Source organism: Pedobacter segetis, from assembly GCF_016623585.1.
In the GTDB taxonomy this organism is placed as follows: Bacteria; Bacteroidota; Bacteroidia; order Sphingobacteriales; family Sphingobacteriaceae; genus Pseudopedobacter; species Pseudopedobacter segetis.
The window spans coordinates 1-14,138 of the sequence record NZ_JAEHFY010000019.1; the positions used below are offsets into that span (position 1 = coordinate 1).

A 14,138-nucleotide genomic window follows, 5' to 3' on the forward strand; every position below is an offset into this window, starting at 1 on the left:
TACTGCGGTAACACGTGGGAGAGTAGGTCGGTGCCAGACCCTACGCCCCCCTCCACATCGGAGGGGGGCTTTTTTTTTGTGGGACGGGCTTTTCCTGACGGCCCCGGGCTGCCGCCCTTCTGACGACCATGCAATGTGTACGCTGCCGAACTCCTATGGGGATTCGTGATTCTCAGGAAAGTGCTTAAGGAATCAATAGTGTCCTAAACGTTTAGGGATACCGTAAAATGCGTGTTGTTGATGAATATATGGTGCAATTACGATATTTCGGAAAGGAACTCCTTGAACCACTTTTTTAGCTTTTCACTCGTTTGATGTTTCAAAAGGCCTATCGAGCCAATTCTGCAGGTTTATCTTTACAAATAAGTTGAGCCTGATGAATCATTTCTGTAGGGTCATATTGAACATCAATGGTTTAGTTTGTGATTTGAAGTATGGTTTTATTATTTGTCTTTATAGCGAGCGTTCAGGGTTTAAAGATTGGTTTCAAAATTTTTCCCGTTGTTTTATCAGTTGGGAATTGCGCTTTTTCTTCCTCCAGTTTTTTATTGAGTAATTGGGTAAGCTCCATGGCTTTTTTAGGAAATTCAGTAACCAAATTATGATGTTCACCAATATCGTTTTTTAAATCATATAGCTCTGTTTTGCGTAAACCGTAAAAGTAAATTAATTTCCAATCGCCCAATCGTATGGCACTGCTTGGCCCAATACCTTCTGTTTCCGAAACTATTTTATATTCTTTTGATCTTTGTGAACCTTCTTGCCAATTATTAGGGAAATGCCAAATTAAAGCCCTGCTAGAGTCTCTCAAAGCATTATTTCTTAGGTAAGGAGCAAAACTTTTTCCATCTATTTTTTGAACGGTTTTATAATTTTTTATGTCCGCCATCTCTAAGATCGTTGGGAAAAAATCTTCAATAATTATGGTTTGGTTATTGGTTGAGTTTGCTTTGGTAACACCTGGCCAATAAACCATCATTGGCTCTCTAATACCGCCTTCATAAGTAGAGCCTTTGCCAGATTTTAACGGCAGGTTATGCGTAAAAGCTTTCCCGCCACGTGGAGGAACTAAAGTTAGACCTCCGTTATCACTCATAAACATGATAATGGTGTTTTTTGCGAGATTGTATTTTTCCAAATAATCCATTAGGTCTCCTAGGCTCTTATCCATCCCTTGTAAAAGAGCTGCATATTCTGCTTCTTGTTTGCCAAGGCCCTCATCGAGGTATTTTTGATAAAACCGCATATCGGGTTTATATTGCGCGTGTACGGCATAATGAGCCATGTATAAATAAAACGGTTTTTGTAAAAAGCGAGCATTATCTAAGGCTTTTTTTGCCTCTAATGTTAAAGCTTCTGATAAGAAGACATCTTTTCCGTGATACAATTCTAAACCGGGTATGGCTGCAGGAGTATAGCCACCTTTAACTTGGTTTCCAAAATTTTCTGTTCCCAGATAACTTTTTGGGCCACCCACAGCATTGCCTGCAATGTTTAAATCGTAACCAAGGTTACGGGGATCAGCACCTAAAGTAGGATATGATGCCATGTGCGATTTTCCGACGTGGATCGTATAATAACCATTTTCTCTAAGGATTTCTGCGATAGGTGTTGCATATACGGTATTGGGAGTGTCTGGCACAGGGCTTAAGCCGTTATAGTTCCATGATGGAAATTTTATGCCTGGGTAAGGTTCGTCAGTAGGTTGATTCTCATTATATGCGGTCCAATTGGTTACCTTGTGCCTGGCGGCATTCATGCCGGTTTGTAAGCTTACCCTAGATGGGGTGCAAACAGAAGTGGCATAGGCCTGAGTAAACTTTACGCCCATTTTTGCCAAGCGTTCCATATTTGGGGTATGGTACTTTTTGTTTAACTCTGTTGTTTCTTTATAAAAAGGAACAGAAGTATCCTGCCATCCCATATCATCTACCATAAATAGGATAATGTTTGGTTGGCTTTGTTTTTCTGGGTTTTGTGCTTGGGCTTTAAAAGATATAGTTTCAGTAAAACTGAAAATAGTGATAGCTGCAAATAGGATTAAGCTTTTCATTTTATTTTTTTTTGTGGATGGGTTCCTTCTATATCTTCTAAAGCAGTAGCCATTTCTTTAACCTTATCGGGATATTGAGCAGCCAGATTTTTAGTTTCGCCAATATCTTCTTTAAGATTATAGAGCTGTGGAGTTTCAGATACCCCGGTTTCTATGTTCTTATCTTTCATTACAGCGGGCCCTTTAGAGGGCGCAATATATTTCCAGTTGCCAGAAATTAGACTTAAACCATTAAAAAGACCTTGTTCAACCAAACTCTCTCTACCTTTTTTTGATTTTCCTAACAGTACGTTTAGCATATCCCTGCTATCTGGTGCCGTGTTTAAAGGAATTTTTTGTTGGGTTAGGTTGGCAAAGGAGGCAAAAAAATCTAACTGGCTAAAAAGTGCAGCCGAAGTTTGTTTCGATTTTATTTGGGCAGGCCATTTTATAAGTGTGGGCACTCTTGTACCTGCATCAAACTTACTATATTTTCCTCCTCGCAATGGCCCTCCTGGGGTATGCCCGTTAAGCTTCTCTACGGCATCGTCTTGGTAGCCATCATCTAGTACGGGACCATTATCGCTACTAAAAACAACGAGGGTATTTTCTGAGATATTTAAACTATCAAGTAGGTTTAAGATTTTACCAGTATTATAATCAAGCTCTAAAATAGCATCGCCCCTGGCGCCCAAGCCGCTTTTGCCTACAAACCTTGGGTTTGGCACTCTGGGAACATGAATATCTTGTATGGCAAAGTATAAGAAGAAAGGGCTTTTATAGTTGTTCTTTATAAATTCTGAGGCCTGTCCGGTTATCTTATCTGCCATCAGTTCATCTTTCCACCAAGCAGACTTTCCGCCGCTCATGTAGCCAATCCTGCTGATCCCGTTAATGATGGTTTCTGCATGTTGCTTAGAAGAGTACATCATTTTAAGTAATTCTGGGTGCTCTTTACCGGTTGGTAAGCCGGGTAAAGGTGTTTTGTAACTTACTTTTAGAGGATCGTTTGGATCTAGGTTTGCAACATGGTGGTTTTCTACATATACGCAAGGTACACGATCTGGCGTTGCGGGAATAATAAAGGAATAATCGAAACCAAGATCATTTGGGCTTGGTTTGATGTTGCCATTCCATTCGGGGCCGTTTTGCCCACCCAGGCCAAGGTGCCACTTGCCAACTACGGCAGTTTTATAACCTGCTTGCTTAAAAACATCTGCCAAAGTAAATTGATCCTCATTAATAATAGAACCTGCACTTCCCTCGGCAATGCCCGTTCCTTTTTTGCGCCATGGATATTGCCCCGTTAATAATCCGTAGCGTGAAGGCGTACAGGTAGATGATGTTGCGTGGGAATTGGTAAACCTAATTCCCTGCGCTGCAATTTTATCAATATTTGGGGTACTTATTTTAGTGGCACCGTTGCAACTTATGTCTCCATAACCTAAATCATCGCAATAAATAATAACAACATTGGGTTTGGTTTGCGCTTTAGCTTGGAAAAAAGCATAAGATAGCACAAGTAAGATAATAAATTTGTAGTGTTTTAACATGATCAATTAGAAGTTTGTATCTTTATAGAAGCTGAGTTTAATCCTTCGCTTTCTGCAATGATATTTATAGGGCCGTCTTTTTTTGCTGATTGTACTATTGCCATACATTTACCGTAAAAGGCTTTTCTAAAGGAGGCTTCAAACGGTTCTAAGCTTGCCGGGTTACCGTTACCAACAGCTTTTAGGTTACCTGCCCCATTTATCTTGAAATTTACTAGGTTATTTGCTAGTGGGCATAAGTTTCCATCTTTATCTGTAACACTTACCGTTACGAATGCAAGATCTTTACCATCAGGTTTCAAATCAGTTTTATCTGTGGATAAGACTATCTTAGCGGGTTTTCCTGCGGTTTTGATTATCTGTTTATCAGCGATGTTCCCGTTTTTATCATAGGCAATAACTTTTAATTCTCCGGGCTGATAAACTGCATTTTCCCAACGCAACCTATAAGTATCTAATAAGTTTGATTTATCGAAGGTTTTTTTGCCATAACTTTTTCCGTTTATAAAAAGCTCTGCACTAGGATAATTTGTATAAACATAAACTGGCACTATTTGGCCTTCTTTCCCTTCCCAATTCCAGTGGGGTAGCACATGTAAAACTTTTTTTGCGCTCCATTTGCTTTGGTATAAGAAATACCTGTCTTTTGGGATCCCTGCCAAATCAATAATGCCGAAATAAGAGCTTTTACTTGGCCAAATAGAGCCATATGGCGTTGGTTCGCCTAAATAATCAAAACCTGTCCATACAAATTCTCCAGCCACAAAATCGTTTTTATCTTGTGATTGCCACTCCATATCAGGCAACTGGGACCAGCTACAATATTCTAAATCATAAGATGATGATTGATTGTTGGCCCTTGTTTTCATTTGTGCAGGTTCTGCGGGTAATTCATAAGCTCCTCTAGAGCTAACGGTAGAAACGGTCTCGCTTCCATAAACCACCCAATTTGGGTAATCTTTATGTATTTTGGCGTAGAATTGGGGTTTATAATTCCAGCCGGGTATATCTACGGCATTGGCTAAGCCATTTTTTATAGCAGCATCCCAATTATTAAAAGCGGCGGTAGTTGGGCGGGTAGAATCTGTTTGGTGGCAAATATCTGTTAAATATTGTGCTACTTTATAACCGTCTTTACTGCCTTGTTCACGTATCTCGTTACCGATACTATACATGATAACGCTAGGGTGGTTTCTGTTCCGAAGGATCATGGCTTCCAGATCCTTTTTTGCCCAATCATCAAATAATAAGTGGTACCCATTTTTAAGCTTTGGATTTTTCCATTCATCAAAAGCCTCTGCAATAAAATAGAAGCCCATTTCGTCGCAAAGCTCCAATAGTTCTGGTGCTTGTGGGTTGTGTGTGCCTCTAATTGCGTTACAACCCATTTCTTTGAGCAAATTAAGTCTGTAGCGTAAAGCGGCCTTGTTTATTGCCATACCTAATGGGCCTAAATCGCTGTGCATACAAACACCCTTTAGCTTGGTTTTTACACCGTTTACTAACATCCCTTGGCTTGGCTTAAATTCAATTTTACGGATACCGAAAGGTGTTTTATATTCGTCTAAAAGTATATTATTTGCATAAACGCTGGTTTGTGCATAATACAACTGTGGTGTAGCGGCAGTCCATAAATTAGGTTTATTGATGTTCAATTGCTGAACTATTTTCCTTTTTCCTGATGAGTCTATTGATTGTGTGGTTGCCACCTGCAAGTTATCTTTATCATAAACTTTAGTAACGAGTTGAATTATGCTGTTCCTAGGGTTCTTTATAGATGTTTCTATTTTTAGTGTTGCTTTTTCTCTGGTAACTAAAGGTGTTTGAACAAAAGTACCCCAATGTTCAATATGAATTGGATTGGTTTTTACAAGCCTTACATTACGGTAGATGCCTGCCCCTGGGTACCATCGGGAAGATTCCCAGAAATTTTTTAGCCTAACGGCCAATACATTATCGCCAGAAAAGTTGATATATTTGGTAATATCAAAAGCAAAAGAAGAATAGCCATAGGGCCACTCTCCAACAAATTTCCCGTTTAAGAAAATTTGAGCATGGCTCATTGCCCCATCAAACTCGATATTAATCGTTTTATTTTTGTCTTTTTCTGAAATGCCAAGGTGCTTTCTATACCATCCCACGCCTTCAAAGGGCAAACCACCCGTTCGCCCAACTTTTTTGGTCAGCTTAGATTCTCCATCTTCTATAACCTTTACCTCCTGCGCATCGTTATTTTTATTGAAATCACCTGTTATGGCCCAATCATGTGGTATGCTTACTTTTTCCCAACCCGATTCGTTAGTTTTTAGGGCGCTTGCATCTTCAATCTCGCCCTTCATAAATAGCCATCCACTATCTAAAACGGTAACCTCGCGAGGAATAGCTTGGGCAAAGACCGTATGCTGATATATTAAAAACGTTAGCAATAAGAAGCCGATTTTTTTGAACATAGAAATAGATTTAGAATTGGAATTTCTTTTTGATCCTCAAATATTGATATTTTTTATTTGAACGATGAGGGGCTAATCATTCAAATAGGGGTAAATAATAAAGCAATTTTACGCAAAGTACCGTTGATCAATTTTAAAGGGCCATAATATTTACCTGAAGTTTTTAATTTATGGGAGTGATTACTTATGCCCCTAATTATGATTACTTATGCCCTTATCTATCATAAATAGCCCACCTACCTTTATGATTATACAATTAGGGGAAAGATTTCTGTCTTTTTTAAAATGAACCAATTTAAAATTTATAACATGAAAAAATCATTACTTATTACTTTAAGCGTAGTTAGTTTTTTTGCGATGGGTTTTACCGCATCGGCACAAAACTTGGCTTTAAATGGAGATTTTGAGGCTGCCCTTGTGGGTACAACAGGTACAAAAATCCCCAACTGGCTTGTTGATTATGGCCCTGATTTTGTTGCTGTTACGAACTCTAATGCAATAACATCGCAAACAATCAGGATAAATAGTAAAAATGTTAGATATTTAACATCTGATGTAATAAATGTTACTTCCGGTCATACCTATAAGTTAACTTTTACGGCCAGGGTTCAGGACGTTGCAGGGGATTCAGGCACTGGAAATCCCACGGGATCTATAACAGGTATAATCATGGACGGAACAGTTAACGGGAATTTAGCTGGTTTTACGCCATTAGTTGTTAATTCTAACACAAACACCACCCTAACGGGGAATTATACTGCACCTTTATCAGGCGATGGCTCTTCTTCTGTTAGGCTGCGTTTTACTAGGGCCGCAAATGCAACAGGTTATGTGGGTTTTGTAGATGATGTTAGCTTTGAGGACCTTGGTGTTTTACCGATTTCATTAATTTCATTCACGGGTAATGCAACAAATAATGGCATAACCCTAAATTGGGAAACCGCAAGCGAAAACAACAACAAAAGCTTTAGCCTATTTAATAGTAGCAACGGAAAAGATTTTACACAAATAGGGAAAGTTAATGGGTCTGGTAACTCTATAGGGCGTAAAACATATTCATTTATTGATAAAAACCCGTTTAATGGCGTTAATTATTATAAATTAACACAAACAGATCTTGACGGGAAAACCACTTCATTTGAGACTATTGGAGTAAATTTTGATCTTAAGAGTACCTCTGGATTAAGCGTTTATGCAGAACAAACCAGATTACAGGCCAAGATCAACTGGGCCAAGAACGAACCTGCAACAGTTTCTGTAAGAGATTTAAGCGGAAGAACGGTTTTGGTTCAAAAACTTAACCTACAAAACGGACTAAATTCTTTTGAATTGAAAAATGCAGATCTAATGGCCGCCTCCATCTATATCTTAACGCTCAGGGGTTCATTAAATACGGTTTCTACCAAGTTTTATATCAATTAAAAAAATTTAAAAAATCATAATGCTAAAGAAAACATTCATCTTATTATGTTTTTGTGGATACTGTACGCTGGTAAATGCACAATTAGTAATCTATAAAGGCTTACAAAAAACAGGTAATAGCCAAATTTGCCAAGCTAATGGCGTTTATGTTGGTTCAAACATCCCAGGGGCGTTAAACAATAGCATAAAATCTATAGTTCTATCCCAGGGTTATATGGCAACTTTGGCAAATAATGAAGATGGCACCGGCGATAGCTTTTGCTATGTGGCTGCTACAAGCGATGTAGATGTAGATCTTGCTAGCGTACTACAAAACAATGTTTCTTTTATTAGGGTATTGCCCATTGGTAATATTAAAAAAAGAGGTGTATGCGGGAAAGATAATGATGTGGTAGCAGCTTTAAACCCATCTTGGTTTTATGATTGGGGTACATCAGACATTAGCACCAATAATATACAATATGTGCCTTTGGCTTTTGGGCTAAATGCCGCTACAGACCTTACCAGAGTAGCAGGATATACGGCTAAAACCGATGTTAATAGTTTATCGGGATTTAATGAACCCGATAATTCTTCTCAAGGAAATATCCCCGATGAAACTACTGCCGCCCATGCTTATAAAAATTTGTTAAGAACTGGTTATAGAATGGGTTCTCCTGTAACCACTCAAGGGCAATACAACAATTGGCTTTATAATTTTATGGCGATTGCAGCTACTGATACCACAAGAATTGATTATATAGCTGTGCATTGGTATGATTGGGACAATTGGCTTTCTCAACACAATGCAAGCCCCAATGCCAGCGATGTTCTTACCAGATTTAAAGCATATATAAATTCGGTTTACAATTTGTACAAAAAACCAATTTGGGTAACCGAATTTAACGCAAATACCAACAGAACCACTGCAACGCAAGAAGCTTTTATGCAGCTTGCTTTACCTTATTTAGAGAGCGATAGTAGGATTGAGCGTTATGCTTGGTTTTTTGAAACCAATAGCCCAGCATCTGTTAGCGGTAATTTAACCAATTTAGGGCAAATTTACGGTAACTACGTATCAACCGCTAGTTTTACATCAAATATTGTAGATGACAGGCCAACAGATGTAACAACCACTTCAGGAAATTTGGTCTTTAATGGGGATTTTGAAAATACAACTTCTTATCTAAATGGGTGGACCCCTAGCAGCGCTGACGACTTTAGAAAAGAAACAATCTATCCCATAAACACTACAACGGTAAGGTTCGCTTCTGTAAGCAACTCAAGAAATTTGATATCAGACCCAATTTCTGTGGTGCCCGGCAAAACTTACCAACTACAATTTACCGCTAGGATACAGGCTGCTGCTGGTGCAAGTGGGGGTGCAGGGCCATCAAGGGGTGGTGTTTTTTCAGGAGAAATTTTGAACGGATCTGATTTGGCGGCTACCAGTTTTACCACTTTAACAACTACCTCATCAACTAATACGGTTTTATCGGCAAATTATACTGTACCAACAGGGCAAACAACCATAAAGCTTAAGTTTACAAAAACGGCAGATGTAGGTTATCTTGATGATGTTTCATTAATAGACATTGCTTCCCTGCCTATTAAGCTAATTTCTTTCACAGGCAGTGCCGGCTTGGGTGGTGTTGATTTAAACTGGGAAACCGCAAGCGAAAGCAACAATAATTATTTTACCATTTACCAAAGTAGTAACGGAAAGATTTTTAATAAAGTAGCTAGTGTTTTTAGTAAAGGGAATTCAGCAGATAAAAAACAGTACCACTTTTTAGACCAGCACCCTAATAATGGGCTTAATTATTATCAGTTATCACAAACAGATCATGATGGTAAAACAGAAACGTTTAAACCTATAGCAGTAGATTTTAAAATCGCAAAAGATGCAGGTTTAAAAATATTTAGCAACCCCAGTAGTCTTCAGGTTTATCTAAATAATGATTTAGATGAAACAGTAAAAATAAACGTGTATGATTTAAACGGAAAAAATTGCTTTAACATCCAAAAAAGGCTTGTAAAGGGATTTAATTCACTTAGTTTAAATATAAATGGTAGTAATTTAGCTATCGGCAACATTTATTTATTTAACATACAAGGTAAGCGCACAGGTATCAATAAAAAGTTTATTGTTTGCCCATATCAATAAAATGTATTCTAAAATGGGTAGCTTATTAAAGCCAATTGAAATTGATCGGTTGGCTTTTATTTTTTTACATCCATAAAAATTATAGGTTTTAAAATTTTATATTGCCTAATAATCAAAACCGGTTTCCAATTTTAACGTAAATTCTAAGTATAGCAGTGGGTAATTAACCTGTAAACTATTTGCTTACGTATTAAAACATTGATAAGCAATTTAGCAGTTAAAGTATATGGTAAATAACAAATATCATTTCTTGAAAACAAGTTTTCAAATACCAGCAATTTTTAAGCTTGTAATGATAACGGGTATTTTCACTTTTATTACCGGTATTTGTAATGCGCAGTTTAGTAAAGAATCATCCCTTACCATTGATAATGGTTTGGTAAACAACGAAGTAACCGCAATACACCAAGATAAATATGGTTTTATATGGTTTGGTACAAGAGGCGGGCTAGATCGGTTTGATGGTTATGATTTTAACAATTTACGTTACAAGAATAAATTTAGCATCAACCTAACCAGCCAAGCCGTAGAAGCTATTGCTGAAGATAACCGTCATACCTTGTGGATAGGTACAAAAAACGGTGGGTTAAACAGCTATGATCTTTCAAAAGATTCAATTTCGCATTATTTCCCAGATGAAAGAATTAAGATTCAAGAAATCAAAGACTTGGCGGTAGATCGTGTTGGGAAACTTTACATAGCATCACTTCATGGGCTATACACTTTCAAAAACGGGAAATTTGGTACAATTGATAATAAACTTACCGTTAATTGCATAAACATCGATAAATATGGTAATGTTTGGGTAGGTACAACCTTTGGGCTTTTTGTTTTAGAAAAAAATAGTGATCACTTAAAAAAAGTAACATTTGGCAAAAGAAGGCCTGCAATAAATTCAATTGCTATTAGCAAAGATGGGCAAACATTATACCTAGGCACCTGGTTTACCGGGCTTTTAGTGTACCATGTGAAAGAAAATAAAATAGAGCAGTTTTTAGATGCCGAAAAAAGTAAAATAAGTTTAAACGGCAATAATAATATTTATAGGGTTTATCTAGATAAGAGCCAAAATTTATGGGTAGGCACATGGGGCGCAGGGCTAAAGAAGTTTGATCTGAAAACCAATAAATTTGAACGTATTGAAATTAGCTCGAACAATGTTTTTAACAAAGATTATGACATCATCCTATCCATACATCAGGATGTTACCGGCATTATTTGGATAGGCACCGATGGAGGTGGGGTTTGTAAAATAGATCCTTATAAGAAAGCCTTTAAAACCATTGCTTATGAGGCTGCCCAAAAGGCCGGGCTATCAAATACCCATATAAAATCTGTATTTGTTGATACCGACGGTGGCCTATGGCTTGGTACAAAAGGTGATGGGCTTTTTTACTCAAAAGACAAAAAATCTTTTTTTAAGAAAGAAACCGGTAATAAAGTAAGAGTGGTAAACGCTTTTTTTGAGAACGATAAAAAGGATTTATGGGTAGGTACAGATAAGGGCTTGTTAATTTACAAGAACTACAAACAAGAAAAACCGGCAAAACCAATTTATGTTGATAATTGGCAAGATTCTTTGGGTTTGAGTGGGCCTAAAATTACTTCAATAGTTAAAGATAAGAACCAGGTTATTTGGCTGGGAACGCAAGAACATGGTTTAAACAAACTGGCCAGATCAAACAACGATTTATATTATTTTAAAAAATATTCTGAAAAAGTAGGGGTAAAGGGTGCATTGCAAAGCACCCGCATAAGCTGTATGCTTATTGATAATAAAGATAGATTATGGATAGGCACCTATGACGGCTTACATATTTATGAACCGGGTAGCGATGATTTTTATGTTATCAAACGCAAACAAGACTCTGAAAACACCATTTCAAACAACACCATACTTTCTTTGGCGCAAGATCAAAAAGGCAATATTTGGATAGGCACACAACAAGGCCTTAACCAACTAGAGTTTAAGAGCAAAACCGATTATAAATTTACCAATTTTTTTGAGCAGGCGGGCCTGCCGAACGATTATATCCATGCTATTTTGGTGGATCAGTTTAATAATATTTGGATGTCTACCAACAGCGGCATCAGTAAATACAACACATCTAAAAACATTTTTATAAATTTTGATGAAAGAGACGGAGTTGCAACCAATACCTTTTCAGAAAATTCAAGTTTCAAGTCGTTTAATGGGCAAATGTTTTTTGGGGGCATATCTGGCCTAACGTATTTTTATCCAGATAATATCCGCTTAAACAGGTATCAGCCAAAAATTTTTATTACCAACCTTAAAATCAACAACGTTGATGTTCAAGTGGGTAAAACAGATGAAAAGAGCGTAATATTAAAAAAAGCACTTTTTCTAACAAAAAGAATAGAGCTAAACTATAAAGAGAATATCGTTACCCTTTCTTTTTCTGCATTAGATTTTCACGCATCCAACAAAAATCAATACAGATATAAATTAGAAGGTTTTGAAAAAAGCTGGGTAAACTCTGGAAAAAGAAGAACGGTAACTTATACTAACCTGCCTGCTGGCAATTATACTTTTAGGGTACAGGCATCAAATAGTGATCAAGTTTGGAGCGAGGATGAAGCAAAGCTTAATATCCAAATATTGCCACCCCCTTGGGAAACTTGGTGGGCATATACTGTTTATTGCTTTATTATTTTGGGCTTACTGGGTTTTTCTAGGTACATAACCTTAAGCAGGTTAAGGCTTAAGAATAAACTGCATATTGCCGATCTAAATTTTAAGAAAGAACATGAGATAACAGAAATAAAAGGCAAGTTTTTTTCTAACATATCTCATGAATTTAGGACACCCCTTACCTTAATGATTGGCCCATTAGAGAGCTTATCATACAACGATAGTATGGATACCGCTGCAAAAAGTATCTTAGAAAAAGTACAAAACCAATCTAAAAGATTATTGAGCTTAGTAAACCAATTATTAGATTTTAACAAGGCAGAGAATAACACCCTAAACTTAAACGCTTTTGATCAAGAGGTGGTGGGTTTGCTATCTGGCATCTACAACTCGTTTTTAGAAGAAGCAAACCGTAAAAATATCAATTATAGATTTGAGGCTAGTGAGGATACCATCTATCTTACAGTAGATAAGGAAAAGCTTGAAAGTATTTGCTACAATTTATTATCAAACGCGTTTAAATTTACCCAAAGAGGCGGAGAAATCTCTTTTAAAATAAAAACTTTTAACGCAGAGAGCAATTGTGAAATTGTAGTTTCTGATAATGGAAAGGGCGTAAGCGAAAAAGACAAGGCTAAGATATTTGACCGCTTTTATCAAGTATCGCAAGCAGAGGCGGGGCAATATGCAGGTACAGGTATAGGCTTGGCTTTTGTAAAAGATTTGGTTTTATTGCATAAAGGTTCAATCTCTATTGAAGACAATTTGCCAAAAGGCAGTATTTTTAAGGTAATATTGCCCTATAAACAAAGCACAAGCTCTGCAGATAAAGCGGCTCAAAAAACCCAAAAAACCTCTTTAACCAAAAACCAAGATGCAAGCCCTACCGAAAACATAGCACTTACCGAGAAACCAATTATTTTGGTAGTGGAAGACAATGAAGAGCTAAACCACTATATCTGTGAAACCTTGGCCAGCACTGGCGAAGTTTTCTCTTCAATTAATGGTAAAGATGGGATAGAAAAAGCCTTTGAAATAATGCCCGATCTGGTAGTTAGTGATGTGATGATGCCAGGAATAGATGGCTATGCCCTCTGTAAAATTCTAAAATCAGATAGCAGGACTTCACATATCCCAATAGTTTTGCTTACTGCCAAATCTGATGATACTTCACTTGTACAAGGCTTAGAGTTTGGTGCAGACAATTACCTAACCAAACCTTTTAACCCAAGTGTTTTGATCTCTTATATTAACAACATCATCAAATCGAGGTTAAAACTTAGGGAGTTGTTTGCCAACCGCCTAACCCTATCGCCAACAGATGTAGAGGTAGATTCTTTTGATGAAGAATTTATAAAAAAATCGATCCAATTTATAGAGGAGAATATGCGTAACGAAAAACCCTCAATTGATGAGTTGGCCAAGCAGTTAAACATGAGCAGATCTACCTTTTATAGAAAGCTTAAAGCGGTAACGGGCATGTCTGGTACTGATTTTATCAGTTTGATAAGATTAAAACGTAGTGCGCAATTACTAGAAACCGGTGAATATTCTGTAAGTATGGCCGCATACGAGGTTGGTTATAACGATCTTAAAAACTTTAGAAAAAGCTTTCATAACCAATTCGGGAAAAACCCATCAGATTACTTAAAGGCCTATTTAAAATAGCCCCCAATTGGCCTAAAACTTTAATTTTTAAGCTTCCTAAGCCTTTGGCTAGTTATTGCCGCCTATTTGAATAGTTACCCCCCTAAGCCAAAAGCACATTTTTGTTACCATTGCTTTAGAAAGATTATTAATCTGACTTAAACCAATTATTAGTTTTCAAAAAATCTTAAATTTTATTGTATGAGTAACGTAAAACTACTTAAAAGTATTCTCT

Annotated in this window: 6 protein-coding genes; 3 read left to right on the forward strand and 3 right to left on the reverse strand. The window is 37.2% G+C overall.

Going from position 1 to position 14,138, the window contains the following annotated elements; genetic code table 11:
- Positions 1-466 precede the first annotated feature (466 nt).
- From I5M32_RS13090 to galB, 3 genes are read right to left on the reverse strand one after another with little or no spacing between them, the layout of a single operon-like run.
- On the reverse strand, positions 467-2,053 hold the full coding sequence (locus I5M32_RS13090; protein WP_200587113.1) for a sulfatase: 1,587 nt from the start codon (positions 2,051-2,053) through the stop codon (positions 467-469).
- Positions 2,050-3,585 carry a sulfatase family protein gene (locus I5M32_RS13095; protein ID WP_200587115.1) on the reverse strand — a complete coding sequence of 512 codons (1,536 nt, stop codon included), beginning with the start codon at positions 3,583-3,585 and terminating at the stop codon, positions 2,050-2,052. Before I5M32_RS13095 ends, I5M32_RS13090 begins: the two co-directional genes overlap by 4 nt.
- Before the next feature lie 2 nt (positions 3,586-3,587).
- Positions 3,588-6,035 carry a beta-galactosidase GalB gene (gene galB / locus I5M32_RS13100; protein ID WP_200587117.1) on the reverse strand — a complete coding sequence of 816 codons (2,448 nt, stop codon included), beginning with the start codon at positions 6,033-6,035 and terminating at the stop codon, positions 3,588-3,590.
- A 309-nt stretch (positions 6,036-6,344) separates the two neighbouring features.
- On the opposite strand from galB, the gene I5M32_RS13105 reads away from it, so the two are divergent.
- The 3 genes from I5M32_RS13105 to I5M32_RS13115 all read left to right on the forward strand — a co-directional run bounded on the left by I5M32_RS13105 (position 6,345) and on the right by I5M32_RS13115 (position 13,924).
- Complete coding sequence (locus I5M32_RS13105) at positions 6,345-7,457, forward strand: T9SS type A sorting domain-containing protein (protein ID WP_200587119.1); 1,113 nt, start codon at positions 6,345-6,347, stop codon at positions 7,455-7,457.
- Positions 7,458-7,476: 19 nt separating this feature from the next.
- On the forward strand, positions 7,477-9,603 hold the full coding sequence (locus I5M32_RS13110; RefSeq protein ID WP_200587122.1) for a glycosyl hydrolase: 2,127 nt from the start codon (positions 7,477-7,479) through the stop codon (positions 9,601-9,603).
- A gap of 250 nt (positions 9,604-9,853) precedes the next feature.
- A complete protein-coding gene (locus I5M32_RS13115; protein ID WP_200587124.1) occupies positions 9,854-13,924 on the forward strand; it encodes a hybrid sensor histidine kinase/response regulator in 4,071 nt (1,356 codons plus the stop codon).
- The last annotated feature ends 214 nt before the right edge of the window (positions 13,925-14,138 follow it).

Coding starts and splice junctions, on each gene's coding strand:
- galB (WP_200587117.1), bottom strand. CDS start 6,035: ATGTTCAAAAAAATCGGCTTCTTATTGCTAACGTTTTTAATATATCAG.
- I5M32_RS13095 (WP_200587115.1), bottom strand. CDS start 3,585: ATGTTAAAACACTACAAATTTATTATCTTACTTGTGCTATCTTATGCT.
- I5M32_RS13090 (WP_200587113.1), bottom strand. CDS start 2,053: ATGAAAAGCTTAATCCTATTTGCAGCTATCACTATTTTCAGTTTTACT.
- I5M32_RS13110 (WP_200587122.1), top strand. CDS start 7,477: ATGCTAAAGAAAACATTCATCTTATTATGTTTTTGTGGATACTGTACG.
- I5M32_RS13105 (WP_200587119.1), top strand. CDS start 6,345: ATGAAAAAATCATTACTTATTACTTTAAGCGTAGTTAGTTTTTTTGCG.